The organism is Blastococcus sp. MG754426, assembly GCF_021699055.1.
In the GTDB taxonomy this organism is placed as follows: domain Bacteria; phylum Actinomycetota; class Actinomycetes; order Mycobacteriales; family Geodermatophilaceae; genus Blastococcus.
In genome coordinates this window covers 16,149-30,877 of sequence record NZ_SSXC01000050.1, presented here as the reverse complement: position 1 = coordinate 30,877, position 14,729 = coordinate 16,149, and the positions used below count along the sequence as shown (strand labels likewise).

General features: G+C 75.2%; 13 protein-coding genes and 1 tRNA gene. 7 read left to right on the top strand and 7 right to left on the bottom strand.

Features of this window, described 5'->3' with window-relative positions:
* From E9549_RS15595 to E9549_RS15580, 4 genes are all read left to right on the top strand, one after another.
* The coding region (locus E9549_RS15595; RefSeq protein WP_236827465.1) for a sigma 54-interacting transcriptional regulator at positions 1 to 1,431 on the top strand (1,431 nt) is incomplete at its 5' end.
* A 1-nt stretch (position 1,432) separates the two neighbouring features.
* The gene (locus E9549_RS15590; protein ID WP_236827464.1) at positions 1,433 to 3,412 is read left to right on the top strand and encodes a VWA domain-containing protein; all 1,980 of its coding nucleotides are present in this window, start codon (positions 1,433 to 1,435) and stop codon (positions 3,410 to 3,412) included.
* Between the two features lie 66 nt (positions 3,413 to 3,478).
* Positions 3,479 to 4,078, top strand: a complete 600-nt coding sequence (locus E9549_RS15585) for a helix-turn-helix domain-containing protein (protein WP_236827463.1) — start codon at positions 3,479 to 3,481, stop codon at positions 4,076 to 4,078.
* A complete protein-coding gene (locus tag E9549_RS15580; protein ID WP_236827462.1) occupies positions 4,075 to 5,394 on the top strand; it encodes an MFS transporter in 1,320 nt (439 codons plus the stop codon). The genes E9549_RS15585 and E9549_RS15580 overlap by 4 nt, the downstream gene beginning before the upstream one ends.
* Here E9549_RS15580 and E9549_RS15575 read toward each other — a convergent pair.
* Entirely contained in the window at positions 5,378 to 6,703 is a 1,326-nt protein-coding gene (locus tag E9549_RS15575; RefSeq protein ID WP_236827461.1) for a DUF2252 domain-containing protein, read from the bottom strand. The genes E9549_RS15580 and E9549_RS15575 overlap by 17 nt on opposite strands.
* A 95-nt stretch (positions 6,704 to 6,798) precedes the next feature.
* Here E9549_RS15575 and E9549_RS15570 point away from each other — a divergent pair, with 95 nt between their 5' ends.
* On the top strand, positions 6,799 to 7,839 hold the full coding sequence (locus E9549_RS15570) for an SGNH/GDSL hydrolase family protein (RefSeq protein WP_236827460.1): 1,041 nt from the start codon (positions 6,799 to 6,801) through the stop codon (positions 7,837 to 7,839).
* A gap of 121 nt (positions 7,840 to 7,960) precedes the next feature.
* A complete protein-coding gene (locus E9549_RS15565) occupies positions 7,961 to 9,181 on the top strand; it encodes an acetyl-CoA C-acetyltransferase (protein ID WP_236827459.1) in 1,221 nt (406 codons plus the stop codon).
* A gap of 204 nt (positions 9,182 to 9,385) precedes the next feature.
* Here E9549_RS15565 and E9549_RS15560 read toward each other — a convergent pair whose 3' ends face one another.
* Positions 9,386 to 10,231 carry a Bax inhibitor-1/YccA family protein gene (locus E9549_RS15560; protein WP_236827458.1) on the bottom strand — a complete coding sequence of 282 codons (846 nt, stop codon included), beginning with the start codon at positions 10,229 to 10,231 and terminating at the stop codon, positions 9,386 to 9,388.
* Positions 10,232 to 10,496: 265 nt separating this feature from the next.
* Between E9549_RS15560 and E9549_RS15555 the strand changes: the two genes are divergently transcribed.
* On the top strand, positions 10,497 to 11,726 hold the full coding sequence (locus E9549_RS15555) for a MalY/PatB family protein (RefSeq protein ID WP_236827457.1): 1,230 nt from the start codon (positions 10,497 to 10,499) through the stop codon (positions 11,724 to 11,726).
* Positions 11,727 to 11,737: 11 nt separating this feature from the next.
* On the opposite strand, the gene E9549_RS15550 is transcribed toward E9549_RS15555, so the two are convergent.
* The 5 genes from E9549_RS15550 to E9549_RS15530 form a co-directional block, all read right to left on the bottom strand.
* Positions 11,738 to 11,811: transfer RNA gene (locus E9549_RS15550), tRNA-Leu, on the bottom strand.
* A gap of 43 nt (positions 11,812 to 11,854) precedes the next feature.
* Positions 11,855 to 12,565 (bottom strand): uracil-DNA glycosylase, encoded by a 711-nt coding sequence (locus tag E9549_RS15545; RefSeq protein ID WP_236827456.1) that lies wholly within the window; start codon positions 12,563 to 12,565, stop codon positions 11,855 to 11,857.
* A gap of 132 nt (positions 12,566 to 12,697) precedes the next feature.
* Positions 12,698 to 13,648, bottom strand: coding sequence for a Ppx/GppA phosphatase family protein (locus E9549_RS15540; protein WP_236827455.1), 951 nt, complete (start codon positions 13,646 to 13,648; stop codon positions 12,698 to 12,700).
* Complete coding sequence (locus tag E9549_RS15535) at positions 13,645 to 14,145, bottom strand: DUF501 domain-containing protein (protein ID WP_236827454.1); 501 nt, start codon at positions 14,143 to 14,145, stop codon at positions 13,645 to 13,647. The genes E9549_RS15540 and E9549_RS15535 overlap by 4 nt, the downstream gene beginning before the upstream one ends.
* Positions 14,142 to 14,720 carry a septum formation initiator family protein gene (locus tag E9549_RS15530; RefSeq protein WP_236827453.1) on the bottom strand — a complete coding sequence of 193 codons (579 nt, stop codon included), beginning with the start codon at positions 14,718 to 14,720 and terminating at the stop codon, positions 14,142 to 14,144. Before E9549_RS15530 ends, E9549_RS15535 begins: the two co-directional genes overlap by 4 nt.
* Between the last annotated feature and the right edge of the window lie 9 nt (positions 14,721 to 14,729).

Below are 14,729 nucleotides of genomic sequence, written 5' to 3'. Positions count from 1 at the left end.
GCCCCCACCACCCTCGGCGAGCTCCGCGCGACCGGCGCCACCGCCCGCCCGGTCAAGGCCGAGATCCGCGCCAACCTGCTCGCCCGCCTGGCCGCCGGCGAACCCACCCTGCCCGGCATGGTCGGCTTCGAGGACACCGTCCTGCCCGAGGTCGAGCGCGCCCTCATCGCCGGCCACGACCTCGTGCTCCTCGGCGAGCGCGGCCAGGGCAAGACCCGGCTGATCCGCACGCTGGTCGGCCTGCTCGACGAGTGGACCCCCGTGCTGGTCGGCAGCGAGCTGAACGAGCACCCCCTGCACCCGATCAGCGTCTGGGCCCACCGGCAGATCGCCGAGCACGGCGACGCCACCCCGGTCGGCTGGCTGCACCGGAGCGACCGGTTCGGCGAGAAGCTGGCGACGCCGGACACCTCCGTCGGCGACCTCATCGGCGACGTCGACCCGATCAAGGTGGCCGAGGGCCGCACCCTGGGCGACCCGGAGACCGTGCACTACGGCCTGGTGCCGCGCACCAACCGCGGCATCTTCAGCGTCAACGAGCTGCCCGACCTCGCCGAGCGCATCCAGGTGGCGCTGCTCAACGTGCTCGAGGAGCGCGACATCCAGATCCGCGGGTACCGCGTCCGGCTGCCGCTGGACCTGCTGCTGGTGGCCAGCGCCAACCCCGAGGACTACACCAACCGCGGCCGGATCATCACCCCGCTGAAGGACCGGTTCGGCGCCGAGGTGCGCACCCACTACCCGATCGAGCTCGCCGACGAGATCCGGCTGCTGGAGCAGGAGGCGCGCACCAGCGGCCTGGGCGCACCGGGCGGGCAGGCCGCGCTGGACGCCCCCGTCGTCCCGCAGCACCTGGTGGAGATCGTCGCCCGGTTCACCCGGCTGGTGCGCGAGTCCAGCCACGTCGACCAGCGCTCCGGCGTCAGCGCGCGCTTCGCCATCGCCGGGCTGGAGACCGTCGCCGCCTCCGCCGTCCGCCGCGCCGCGGTGTCCGGGGAGACCCGGCCGGTCGCGCGCGTGGTGGACCTGCCGAGCATCGTCCCGGCCAGCCGCGGCAAGGTGGAGTTCGCCGACGCAGGCTCCGACCCCGACGACGACCGGGAGCTGGAGATCCTGGAGCACCTGCTGCGCCAGGCCACCGCCCAGACCTTCCGGGCGCGGTGCGCGGGGCTGGACCTCACCGGGCTGCAGGAGCACTTCACCGGCGGGGAGACGGTCGAGTCCGGCGACCTCGTCCCCGCCCCGGCGCTGCTCGGGCAGCTGGGCACCGTCCCGCGGCTGGCCGAGCTGCTGGGCCGGCTCGGCGTCCCCGAGGGCGACCAGTCCGCCGAGCAGGCGGCGGCCGCGGTGGAGTTCGCCCTGGAGGGCCTGCACCTGACCCGCCGGCTGGCCAAGGACACCGACGGCGGCCGCACCGTGTACGGGGCCTGAGGTGAGCACGCGCCGCCCGCGCGGCTACCGGTACGGCGCCTGGCGGGGCGGCCCCGATCCGCTGGCACCGCCCTACGACCTCGGCGACGCCGTCGACGAGATCGGCGACTCGGTGCTCGACGGCAGCGGGGTGCGGGAGGCGCTGCGCGAGCTGCTGCGCCGCGGCACCCAGGGCCGCCGGGGGCTGGACGAGCTGCGCCGCCAGGTCCGCGAGCGGCTGCGCCAGGCCCGCACGGCCGGCCGGATGGACGGCACCCTGCAGGAGGTGCGGGAGCTGCTCGACCGCGCCGTGCAGGCCGAGCGGCGGGAGCTGTTCCCCGACCCGGACGACATGGCCCGGCTCCAGGAGGCCGAGCTCGACGCCCTCCCCGAGGACACCGCCGGCGCCGTCCGGGCGCTCAAGGACTACGACTGGCGCTCGGCGGAGGCCCGGCAGGCCTACGAGCAGATCCAGGACCTGCTGCGCCGCGAGGTGCTCGACAGCTCGTTCTCGTCGATGAAGCAGGCGCTGGAGAACGCCTCGCCCGAGGACATGCAGGCGGTCAAGGACATGGTCGCCGACCTCTCGCGGCTGGTCGACGCGCACAACCGCGGCGAGGACACCGACCAGCAGTTCGCCGACTTCATGGACAAGCACGGCCAGTTCTTCCCCGAGCGGCCGGAGTCGGTCGAGGAGCTGGTCGACTCGCTGGCCCGGCGGGCCGCCGCGCAGCAGCGGATGATGGCCGGCCTCTCCCCCGAGCAGCGGGCCGAGCTCGCCGGTCTCATGGCCCAGACGATGGAGGACATGGGGCTGGCCAGCGAGATGGCCCACCTCTCCGACGCGCTGCGCCAGGCCCGGCCCGACCTGCCGTGGGGCCAGCGCGGCCAGGTCCCCGACGGCGAGCAGGCCCTCGGCATGGGCGACGCCACCAGCGCCGTCGCCGAGCTGGCCGACCTCGAGGCGCTGTCCAACCAGCTCTCGCAGGGGTACGCGGGGGCGTCGCTGGCCGACGTCGACGAGGAGTTGCTGGAGCGGGCGCTGGGGCGTTCGGCCGCCGACGACCTGGCCACGCTGCGGCAGCTGGAGCGCGAGCTGGAGCGGCAGGGCTACCTGAACCGCTCCGGCGGCACGCTGGAGCTCTCGCCCAAGGCGGTCCGGCGGCTGGGGGCCACCGCGCTGCGCCGGGTGTTCGCAAAGCTCGACGCCACCGGCCGGGGCGAGCACGACGTCGCCGACGCCGGGGCGGCCGGGGAGCTCACCGGCGGCTCGCGGGAGTGGCGGTTCGGCGACGAGCAGCCGCTGGACGTCGTCCGCACGGTGCGCAACGCCGTGCTGCGGACCGCCGGCGAGCCGCGCACCGGCACCCGGGTGCGGATCGCCGTCGAGGACTTCGAGGTCGTGGAGACCGAGCGGCGCACCGGCGCCGCGGTCGCCCTGCTGGTCGACCTCTCCTACTCGATGGCGCTGCGCGGCACGTGGGGTGCGGCGAAGTCGACGGCGATGGCGCTGCACTCGCTGGTGACCACCCGCTTCCCCCAGGACGCCATCGAGATCATCGGGTTCTCCTCCACCGCCCAGGTGCTGCGCCCGGAGACCCTCGCGGAGCTCTCCGTGGACACCCTGCAGGGCACCAACCTGCAGCACGGGCTGATGCTCGCGCGGCGGTTCCTGGCCCGGCACCGGGACGCCGAGCCGGTGGTCCTGGTGGTCACCGACGGCGAGCCGACCGCGCACCTGGAGGACGACGGGACGCCGTTCTTCTGCTGGCCGCCGATGCCGGAGACGATCGCCCGCACGGTCGCCGAGGTCGAGCGGGTCGCCCGGTCCGGGGCCACGGTCAACGTCTTCGCGCTGGACCCCGACCCGGGGCTGGTCCACTTCGTGCACGACCTCACCCAGCGGGCCGGCGGCCGGGTGTTCGAGCCCGACGCCGACCGGCTGGGCGAGTACGTCGTGGCCGACTACCTGCGCACCCGGAGGGGGCGACGCGCCCGCTGACGCACGCTCGACAGGAATCGCAAAGAACGCTTTGCAAACCGACCTTTGCAGTTCTAGCCTGGGCCCATGGCCGTCCCGCCCGACCCCGCCCGGCTCCCCACCGGCGCCGTCCGCGTCACCGACGTCGACGCGCTGCGCGTGCTCGCCCACCCGCTGCGCAGCTCCCTGCTCGGCGCCCTCCGCGTCGACGGCCCCTCGACCGCGAGCCGGCTGGCCGAGCGCTTCGGCGAGAGCAGCGGCTCCACCAGCTACCACCTGCGCCAGCTCGCCAGGCACGGCTTCGTCGCGGAGCTGCCGGACGAGGGCAACGCCCGCGACCGCTGGTGGCAGGCCCTGCACCGCAGGACCAGCTGGGACACGGCCGACCTGGCCGGTGACCCGGCCGGCCGGGAGCTCGTCGAGGAGGTGCTGCACCGCCAGCTGAGCCAGCAGCGCCGCCGGCTGGACGCCCACGCCTCGCAGTTCGAGAGCCTGGACACCGAGTGGCGCGACGCCACCTCGCTCAGCGACTGGTCCCTGCGGCTCTCGCCGGCCGCCGCGCGACAGCTGGCCGACGAGCTCAACGACGTCGTCCGCCGCTGGCAGGAGACGCGCGAGGAGCCCGACCAGCCCGCGGTCACCCTGCTGCTCGACCTGCTCCCCCCGGTCCGGGAGCACCCGCTGTGACCGCCACCGGCGTCACCCCGCGGCAGGCACAGCGGCGGTACGTCGGCCTGACGGCCCTGCGCTGGCTGCCGATCGGCATCTCCGCGCCGGTCACCGTGCTGCTGATGACGGCCCGGGGCCTGACGCCCACCGACATCGGGCTCGTGGTGGCGGTATACGGGACCGTGGCGATGCTGCTCGAACTGCCCACGGGCGGCCTGTCGGACGCGATCGGCCACCGTCCCGTGCTGGCGCTCTCGGCCCTCTCGACCATCACCTCCCTGCTCCTGATGGTCGCGGCCGACGACGTCGTGACCTTCGCCGTCGCCTGGGGTGCCCTCGGGGTCGGCCGCGCGCTCGACTCGGGGCCGCTGGAGGCCTGGTACGTCGACGCGGTGCACGCCGCGGAACCGGGTGCGGACGTCACGCGCGGGCTGTCGCTGGCCGGCGCCGCCGACGGTCTGGGCCTGTCCCTGGGGGCGGTCCTGGGCGGTCTGCTCCCCCTCGTGGTCGGCGACGACAGCAGCGCGCTGGCCGCTCCCCTGCTGGTGGCCGCGGGCCTCACCGCGGTCTCGCTGGTCGCCGTCCTGGTGCTCGTCGTGCCGCTGCGCACGGCGGACCGCTCCGGCGCCGCCGCGATCGCCGCCGGGATCCGCGAGGTGCCGAGGGTGGTGCGGGGCACCGCGGTGCTCGTCACCCGCGACCGCGTCCTGCGGCTGCTGCTGGTCATCTCGTTCCTGACCGGCACGGTGCTCACCGCCCTCGAGCTGATCGGCCCCCTGCACTTCGCCGACCTCGGTGGCGGCCTCCGGGAGGGCACGGCCGCCTACGGCGTCACGATGGCCGTCGCGTTCGCCGCCGCCGGCCTCGGTGCGCTCCTCGCCCCCGCGGCGCGCAGGGCCGCCCGCGGCTCGGTGCCCTGGGCCAGCGCCGTCCTCTCGGTGCTCGGCGGCTCGGCGGTGGTCGCGGTGGCCGTGGCACCGACGACCGTGGTGGCGGCCGCGGCCTTCGCCGTCTTCTACCTGTTCAACGGCGGTTCGTGGCCGCTGCGCCAGCAGCTCATGCACGACCAGACGACGGCGTCGCAGCGTTCGACGACGGTCTCGGCCAAGTCCTTCGCGCTCATGCTGGGCGGCCTGGCGGGCAACCTGCTGCACCCGCGCATCGCCGAGGGCGCCGGCAACCCGGCCGCGTTCCTCGCCGCCGCCGCCGCCATGCTCCTCATCGCCGCCGTGTCGCTCGGCTTGCGCCCGACCCGCGTGCCCGTCACGGGGGCCGCCCCGGCTGTCGCGGCACCCGGAGGCCCCGCGACGGCGGAGGTCACCCGCTCGAGCTGATCCCCGGGATGCGCCCGGCCCGGAAGGCGTCCACGAACAGCCGGTGGTCCTCCTGGGTGCGGTGCGCGTAGCCGTGGGCGAACTCGACCAGGTCGGCGACGAACTCCTCCTCGCGGCCCCCGAGCATCGCGGTGATCGCCTCCTCGGTCTGGAACGGGACGAGGGTGTGGTCGCTGTCGGCGTCGCCCACGCAGTGCAGCTTCGCCGTCGCCCGGCCGAGCTGCTCGAGCACCGGCCGGATGTCGGCGGGCTCGGTGAGGTCCTCCCACTCCAGGTCGAGCTCGTAGGGCGAGAGCTCGGCGACGACGAAGCCGGTGCCGCGGATGTCGGTGTAGCCGAGGAACTGGGAGGCGTGCGACTGCAGCGCTCGCCGGCTCACCGCCGTCCGGTGGCCCTCGTGCTCGAAGTACCCGCGGATGCCGGGGTCGGTGACCACGCGGCTGGGTGCCGGCACGTTCCCCTGCTTCACCGACAGGACGACGTCGTTCTCCAGCGCCTGGTCGTAGCCCTCGAGCAGCACGTTGTAGGCCGGCAGCCCGGCGCTGCCGATGCCGAAGCCGCCGGTGCCGATGAGGTCCTTGACGTCGTAGGCGACCTCCCGCCGCCAGGGCCGCGGGGGCAGCGTCGTCTTGTACCGCTCCAGCGCCTCGAGCACCTCCGCCCGCTCGGCGTCCTCCAGCCGGCGGTTGCGCGGGGAGTCGGCGAAGCGGCGCTCGTCGCCCTCCACCACCGTCATCCGCTGCAGCAGGCCCAGCCGGGTGCGGGTCGCCGTCCGGCGGATGAGGTCGTGCACCGCGCCGCGGGTGTTGCCGGCCAGCAGGGCGTACTCGCGGTCGGAGTCGGAGCGGGTGAAGGCCGCCACCTGGTCGAGCCAGGCGTGCAGGTAGACGGCGACCAGCTCGCTGATGACCTCGTCGGACAGGGCCTTGCGCCAGGCCATGAGCGCGAAGCTGGCGGCGAAGCGGCGCAGGTCCCAGCTGACGTGCCCGAGGTAGGCCTCGTCGAAGTCGTTGACGTCGAAGACGATGCGGCCGTTGGCGTCCATGTAGGTGCCGAAGTTCTCCGCGTGGAGGTCACCGTGGATCCACACCCGCGACGTCCGCTCGTCGCACCAGCGGTCCTCGACCGTGGCCATGTCCGCGTAGAACAGGGGTGCGCTCCCCCGGTAGAACGCGAACGGATCGGCGGCCATCTTGCGGAACTTCGCACGGAAGGCCAGGGCATCGGCGTCCATGAGGTCGCCGAAGGCCTCGACCAGCACGTCGACGATCTGCCGGGTCCGCGCGTCGGGGTCCGGGGACGGGATCACACCACGGGGGGATGGGGGCACGAGGTGCACCGTAGGGGGCCGATAACGTCGGTGGTGCGCCGATGACGCAGGCACCGAGCAAGGACGGAGGGACCATGATCCGCACGCTCACGGCCCGACGGCTGGCCGCCGGTGCCGCCTACGGCGGCGGCGGGGTCGGTCTGGCCGGAGCTGCCCTGGTCGCCATCCTCCGCGAGGAGGCCCGCTCGGCCCGCCGCAAGGTCGAGGCCCGCAACCTGAAGCAGGACCCCCCGTCGGGCGACGGCCTCTACGGCCGGGGTGGCGGCACCCCGATCGTGCTCACCGTGCTGGGCGACTCCAGCGCCGTCGGGCTGGGCGTGCACCGGGCCGCGGAGACGCCGGGCGTGCTCGTCGCCGCCGGGCTGGCCGAGCTCGCCGAGCGCCCCGTCCGGCTGGTGCGCCTGGCCCGGTCCGGTGCCCGCGCCGCCGACCTCGACGAGCAGGTCGACCGCGCGCTTGCCGAGCGGCCGACGGTCGCGGTCATCATGATCGGCGCCAACGACGTCACCGCCCGCACGCCGACGTCGGTCTCGGTCGGCCACCTCACCGAAGCCGTCCGCCGGCTCACCGCGGCCGGCTGCGAGGTCGTCGTCGGCACCTGCCCCGACCTGGGCACCATCCGCCCGATCGCCCAGCCGCTGCGCACGCTGGCCCGGCGCTGGAGCCGGCAGATGGCCGCCGCGCAGACGATCGCCGTCGTCGAGGCCGGGGGGCGCACGGTGTCCCTGGGCTCGCTGCTCGGCCCGGCGTTCGCCTCCGACTCGACCATGTTCAGCGTCGACGAGTTCCACCCGAGCGCCGCGGGCTACGCCGCCGCGGCGGCGGTGCTGCTCCCCTCGGTCGCCGACGCCCTGGGCGTCTGGCCGGCCGCGGCCGACCGGAGGCTGCGGGCGCTGCGCCGCGACACCGCCCGCCCGGTCGCCCGCGCCGCCGCTCGCGCCGTCAACCGCCCCGGTACCGAGGTCCAGCCCGCCGAGGTGGCGGGGTCGGAGACCGGCCCGTGGGGGCCCTGGGCGCTGCTGCGCCGGCGCCGACCGACGGAGATGCCCACGCCCGACGAGGCCGAGCACGCCGGGGACGGGTCGGGCAGCCCGCTCCCCGGTCGCTCGGGGTGACCCCGGCCACACCGGCGTCCTCCTGGCCTGCGGCCGGCCGCCCGCCGCGGCGCGGGGGTAGTTTCCGAGGTGACCGACGTCCGGCGAGCTGCGCCCGGACCCACCTCACCGTGGAGGAACCATGCCAGAAGCCGTCATCGTCTCGACCGCGCGCTCGCCGATCGGGCGCGCGTTCAAGGGGTCGCTCAAGGACATGCGCCCCGACGACCTCGCCGCCGCGGTCATCCGGGCGGCGCTCGACAAGGTGCCCGCCCTCGACCCGCGCGACATCGACGACCTCATGCTCGGCTGCGGGCTCCCCGGCGGCGAGCAGGGCCACAACATGGGCCGTGTGGTCAGCGTGCTGCTGGGCATGGACCACCTGCCCGGCACGACCATCACCCGGTACTGCTCCTCCTCGCTGCAGACCACCCGCATGGCGCTGCACGCCATCAAGGCCGGCGAGGGCGACGTCTTCATCTCCGCCGGTGTGGAGACCGTCTCCCGGTTCGTGAAGGGCAACAGCGACTCGCTGCCCGACACGCACAACCCGGTGTTCGCCGACGCCGAGGCTCGGGTGGCCAAGACCGCCGAGAGCGGTGCCGACTCGTGGAGCGACCCGCGGGAGAACGGCGACATCCCGGACGTCTACATCGCCATGGGGCAGACCGCGGAGAACCTGGCGCTGCTCAAGGGCGTGACCCGCCAGGAGATGGACGAGTTCGCCGTCCGCAGCCAGAACCTCGCCGAGGAGTCGATCAACAACGGCTTCTGGGAGCGGGAGATCACCCCGATCACCCTCCCCGACGGCACCGTGGTCTCCACGGACGACGGCCCGCGACCCGGCACCACGCTCGAGGGCATCTCCGGCCTCAAGCCGGTGTTCCGCCCCGACGGCCGGGTCACCGCGGGCAACGCCTGCCCGCTGAACGACGGCGCCTCGGCCGTGGTGGTCATGAGCGACACCAAGGCCCGCGAGCTCGGCCTCACCCCGCTGGCCCGCGTGGTCTCCACCGCCGTCACCGGCCTCTCGCCCGAGATCATGGGCTACGGCCCGGTCGACGCCTCGCGCCTGGCCCTCGAGCGGGCGGGCATGACGATCGAGGACATCGACCTCGTCGAGATCAACGAGGCGTTCGCCGCGCAGGTCATCCCGAGCTACCGCGACCTGAACATCCCGATCGAGAAGCTGAACGTGCACGGTGGCGCCATCGCCGTCGGGCACCCCTTCGGCAGCACCGGCGCCCGCATCACCGGCACGCTGATCAACGGCCTGCAGACCAAGGACAAGACCTTCGGCCTGGAGACCATGTGCGTCGGTGGCGGCATGGGCATGGCGATGGTCCTGGAGCGCCTCTCCTGAGGCGCTGACGGCGACGAGATCGGCGAACTCGGGCCCTCCGGCTCCCGGATGGCCCGAGAACGCCGATCTCGCCCGCCGCGCCGCGGGATGACAGTGCCGCGGCGCGGTTGACCGGCGCGCAGACGAACAACGGCCCGGCCCCCTCACGGGGGCCGGGCCGTTGTTCGTCGTGGCCCCGGCTCGGTGGAGCCGGGGCACCCGCGACTAGTCCTCCTGGAAGTAGGAGAGCAGGCGCAGGATCTCCAGGTACAGCCAGATGACCGTGATCAGCAGGCCGAAGGCGACGTACCAGGCGAACTTGGCCGGGGCGCCGCGGCGGATGGCCTCGTCGGCCATGTCGAAGTCGAGCAGCAGCGAGAACGCCGCCACGCCGATCACGACCAGGCTGAAGACGATGGCCAGCGGGCCGCCGTCACGCAGGCCGAGCCCGCCCTCGACGAAGAACCCGGCGACCAGGTTGACCACCACGAGGACCAGGACGCCGATGAGGGCGCCGACGATCCAGCGGGTCAGCTTGGGCGTGACCCGGATGGCCCCGGTCTTGTAGATCACCAGCATGCCGGCGAAGACACCGAAGGTGCCGATCAGCGCCTGCACGACGATGCCCGGGTAGATCGAGTTGAACGCCTCGCTGATCGCGCCCAGCGCGACGCCGTACAGCGCGCCGTAGGAGAGGGTCGCGACCGGGTTGGCGATCTGCTTGAAGGCGATCACCAGGCCGAGCACCAGCGCGACGAGCACGGCCGGGAGCGCCAGACCCCAGGCGGCGTCGCCGGGCAGCGCCCAGGTCAGGGCCGCGGAGACGACGGTGACCAGGAAGGCCAGGCCGGTCTTCTGGACGACGTCGTCCATCGTCATGTAGCGGGTGGCCTCGCTCGTCCCGTACGGGGACGGCGCGGCGTACGGCTCCTGCTGGGGCGCGGGAGCGCCGTACTGCGGGGCCCCGTACTGGGGCGCGCCGTACTGGGGCTGGTTGCCCCAACCGGCGTACTGCTGGCCGGGGCCCGCGTTGCCGAACCCACGGCTGAACGCCGGGTTCCTACTGGCCATCGTCATCTCCTCGAGGTGACTCGTCGGTCGTGGAGCCTGATCGCGCACTCCACTCGGTCGGGTCAACGCCCGACACGCCCACAGCGTTCCACAGCCGCCGGCAATCCGGATCACCCCCGCGGGTGCGAGCCGGACCGGGAGCCGCTGCCGCCCCGCCGCGGCGCTCCCCGGGCGGACGACGCGGGGCGTGCCCGATGCTGTCCTGACCGCGGCCGGCCGCTGCCCACCAGGACCGGTCCGCCCGACCGCGCCCGATCGGAGAACCGTGACCGCTGACGCACCCGGCCCCGAGGGGCCGCCGGACAACCCGTTCCTGCAGGTGACGCTGCCCGAGCTGCGCCGCCGGACCAGCGCCAAGTGGCGCACCCACCCGCCCGACGTGCTGCCGCTGTGGGTGGCGGAGATGGACGTCCTGCTCGCCCCGCCCATCCGGGAGGCGCTGCACCACGCGGTCGAGGCCGGCGACACCGGCTACCCCGCCGGCCAGGAGTACCCGGAGGCCGTGGCCGCCTTCGCCGCCGACCGGTGGGGCTGGACCGGCCTCGACCCGGCCCGCACGGCGCTCGTGCCCGACGTGATGACGGGCATCGTGGAGGTGCTCCGCCTCGTCACCGGGCCCGGCGACGTCGTGGTGGTGACCCCGCCGGTGTACGCGCCGTTCTTCGCCTTCGTCGAGCACGCGGGCCGCACGGTGGCCGAGGCGCCGCTGGACGCCGGCGGCCGCCTGGACCTGCCGGCGGTGGAGGAGGCCTCCGCCGCTGCGCGCGCCCGCTGCGCCCACCCGGCGTTCCTGCTGTGCAACCCGCACAACCCGACCGGTGCGGTGCACACGCGAGAGGAGCTGGAGGCCGTCGCCGCGCTGGCCCGGCGGCACGGCGTGCGGGTCGTCTCCGACGAGATCCACGCCCCGCTCGTCCTCCCCGGCGCGCGGTTCGTGCCCTGGCTGAGCGTCGCGGACGACGGCTTCGCGCTGGTCTCGGCGTCGAAGGCGTGGAACCTCGCCGGGCTCAAGGCGGCGGTGGTGGTCGCCGGACGGGAGGCCACCGACGACCTGGCCCGGCTGCCCGAGGTGGTCGGCCACGGGCCCAGCCACCTCGGCGTCCTCGCGCACACCGCGGCGTTCCGCGACGGCGGCGGATGGCTGGACGCGCTGCTCGCCGCCCTGGACCGGAACCGGCGGCTGCTGCAGGACCTGGTGGCCGAGCACCTGCCGGCGGCGGGGCTGCGCCCGCCCGAGGGGACCTACCTGGCCTGGCTGGACTGCCGAACGCTGGGCCTGCCGCCGGAGGCGCCCGGGGGTGGCCCCACCGTCGCGAGCGACCTCGACGGCCCGGCCCGGTTCTTCCTCGACCACGCGCGGGTGGCCCTCAGCTCGGGGCACGTCTTCGGCACCGGAGGCGCGGGGCACGTGCGGATCAACCTGGCCACCTCCCCTGCGGTGCTGACCGAGGCGGTGACGCGCATGGGGCGGGCGGTGGCGGCCCGGACCGGGTAGGCCGGGCGTCGTGCCCCCGGTCGGGTTCGAACCGACACTGGGACCCTTTTAAGGGGCCTGCCTCTGCCAGTTGGGCTACGGGGGCGCGGGTGGCACGGTAGCGGGCCGGTCCCGCCGCGGCCCGCTGCTCAGCCGGCGGCGAGCTCGGTGGCCCGGGACAGGACGGCGTCCAGCATCGGCTCGGTGAGCTTGCCGGTGAAGGTGTTCTGCTGGCTGACGTGGTAGCTGCCCAGCACGGTCAGCGGGCCGCGGGGACCGGTCAACGCCACCTCGACGCCGTGGCCGAACACCGGCCGCGGGCGGGGCACCGCGTACCCGGCGGCGGCGAGCACCGGCCACAGCGCGGTCCAGCCGAATCCGCCCAGCACCACGGCCACCCGCAGCCGCGGCAGCAGTGCCAGCTCGCGGGCCAGCCAGGGCGAGCAGGTGTCCCGCTCCTCGGGGGTGGGCGCGTTGGCCGGCGGGGCGCAGCGCACCGCGGCGGCCACCCGCACGTCGGTGAGCTCCAGCCCGTCGCCGATGTGCGTCGACGTCGGCTGGTTGGCCAGCCCGGCGCGCCACAGGGCGGCGAAGATCCAGTCGCCGCTGCGGTCGCCGGTGAACACCCGGCCGGTGCGGTTCCCGCCGTGGGCGGCCGGGGCGAGGCCGACGACGGCGATCCGCGCATCGGCCGGGCCCAGCCCCGGCACCGGCCGGCCCCAGTACTCCTGGTCACGGAACGAGGCGCGCTTCACGCGGGCCACCTCCTCCCGCCACGCCACCAGCCGCGGGCAGGCGTAGCAGCCGGAGACGCGGTCGTCGAGGACGGCGAGCTCACGGGTGGCCCGGGCGCTGCGCACGACTCCGGCGGGGGTTCGGGTGACGGGGAACCCACCGTCGTCCAGGGGCATAGGAAGCTATGCCTGCGTTCTGGGCGCCGGGGACACAGGTAGAGCTTCCTATGCCCCCTCGGGCGGGGCCAGGCTGCCCCCTCAGGCGCGGGCGAGGCGCAGGGCGATGCCGTCGAGGATGTCGTGCTCGCTCACGGTGACCTCGGCCAGTGCGAACTCGTCCATGAGCACCCGCAGGATCAGCGCCCCGGCGCCGATCACGTCGACCCGGCCCGGGTGCATGACCGGCTCGGCGGCGCGGCGCTCCCGGGTCGCGGCGAGCAGGTCCGCGGAGACCCGGCGGACGTCGGCCACCGGGATGCGCGAGCCGTGGATCGCCACCGAGTCGTAGGCCGGCAGCCCCAGCGCGAGCGCGGCCACGGTGGTCACCGACCCGGCCAGCCCGACCAGGCTCGCCGCCTTGCCCACCGGCACCTCGGCGGCGACCTGGGTCAGCGCGGCTCGGATGTCCCGCTCGGTGCGGGCTACCTGCTCGGCGGTGGGTGGGTCGTCGTGCAGGTGCCGCTCGGTGAGCCGCACGCAACCGATGTCGACCGAGCGGGCCGCGAGCACGCCGTCGTCGTCGCCGAGAACGAACTCGGTGGAGCCGCCGCCGATGTCGACGACCAGCCACGGCGCGGGCGCCGGGTCCAGCCCGTGGGAGGCGGCGGCGGCCGCGAGCGACCCGGTCGCGCCGAGGAAGGAGAGCTCCGCCTCCTCCCGGCCGGTCACGACGTCGGCGGTGCGGCCCAGCGTGGCGCGCACCATGGCCTCGAACTCGTCGCGGTTCGCCGCGTCCCGGGTGGCGCTGGTGGCGACCATCCGGACGTCGGTGGCGCCGAGCTCGCGGGCCTGCGCGGCGTACTCGGCCAGCACCACGCGGGTGCGCTCGATCGCCTCCGGCGCCAGCCGGCCGGTGGCGTCCACGCCCTGGCCCAGCCGGACGACCTCCATCCGGCGCAGCAGGTCGGTGTGCCCACCCTGCGGCGGGACGTCGGCGACGAGCAGCCGGATGGAGTTGGTGCCGCAGTCGATGGCGGCCACCCGCGTCACGCGCCGTCCTCCGGCCGGGCGCAGGGGCCCTTCGCCCACCACTCCCCCATCTCGGCGACCGCGCGGTCGCCGATCGGGTTGACGCCGGGCCCGGCGGCGAGCGCGTGGCCGGCCAGGGCGTGCAGGCACTTGACCCGGTCGGGCATGCCACCGGCGGTGTTGCGGGTGGGCAGCACGTCCTTGGCGTCGCGCTCGGCCAGGTATGCCTCGTGCGCGGCGCGGTAGGCGGCCGCGAGCTCGGGGTCGGTGCCCAGCTCGTCCTGCCACTCCCGCATCCGGCCGGTCGACTCCAGCCGGCTCGCGGCGGCCGAGGCCCGCGGGCAGGTGAGGTAGTACAGCGTCGGGAACGGGGTGCCGTCCTCCAGCCGCGGCGAGGTCTCGACGACGTCCGGCTGGCCGCAGGGGCACCGGTGCGCGACAGCGACCAGGGCCCGGGGTGGGCGGCCGAGCTGCCGGGCGACGACCTCCCGGTCCTCCGGGGTCACCGGCTCGCTCATCGGGTTCCGTCCTCGCCGCCGTCGGCCTCGGCCAGCGACCGCATCAGCCCCTCGTACCAGGGCAGCGGCCCCGGGTCGACGGCGGCCGCCGCCAGCGTGCCGGCGTCGCCCTCGACCGCCTCGCCGTCGACGACGAGCACCAGCCGGTCGCCGGGGAGCACGTAGGACAGCCGCTCCCGCGCCTGCCGCTGCGCGTACACCGGGTCGGCCTGCAGCTCCAGCTGCCCCTGCAGCGCGGCGACCCGCTCGTCGAGCTGCCGGCCCTCCGCGGCCAGCCGGGTGAGCTCGGCCTGCCCGGCCAGGTACTGCCGGATCGGCCCGGCGAGGGTGAGGGCGAGGAGCAGCACCAGCCCGACGAGCACCACGGCACGGCCGGTGAACAGGGGGCGGCGGCGCGCCGTGGTCCCGGCGGCCGGGCGGCGTTCCGGGCGGCGGTTGGGCCGGCGCGGCGCGGGGCGGTTGGAGGCCCCCGAGCGCAGCCCGGTGCGGACCGGCCGCGAGTGGTGCACGCGCGGCACGCGGCCGGTCGCGCGCCGCCCCTCGCTGCCGCCCCGCCGGCCGCGGACGCTGCTCATCGCCCCCCG

Excerpts from the sequence above, each read along its gene's own strand:
- E9549_RS15585 (WP_236827463.1), top strand. The coding sequence starts at position 3,479 with ATGGCCGTCCCGCCCGACCCCGCCCGGCTCCCCACCGGCGCCGTCCGC.
- E9549_RS15530 (WP_236827453.1), bottom strand. The coding sequence starts at position 14,720 with ATGAGCAGCGTCCGCGGCCGGCGGGGCGGCAGCGAGGGGCGGCGCGCG.
- E9549_RS15560 (WP_236827458.1), bottom strand. The coding sequence starts at position 10,231 with ATGGCCAGTAGGAACCCGGCGTTCAGCCGTGGGTTCGGCAACGCGGGC.
- E9549_RS15570 (WP_236827460.1), top strand. The coding sequence starts at position 6,799 with ATGATCCGCACGCTCACGGCCCGACGGCTGGCCGCCGGTGCCGCCTAC.
- E9549_RS15565 (WP_236827459.1), top strand. The coding sequence starts at position 7,961 with ATGCCAGAAGCCGTCATCGTCTCGACCGCGCGCTCGCCGATCGGGCGC.
- E9549_RS15535 (WP_236827454.1), bottom strand. The coding sequence starts at position 14,145 with ATGAGCGAGCCGGTGACCCCGGAGGACCGGGAGGTCGTCGCCCGGCAG.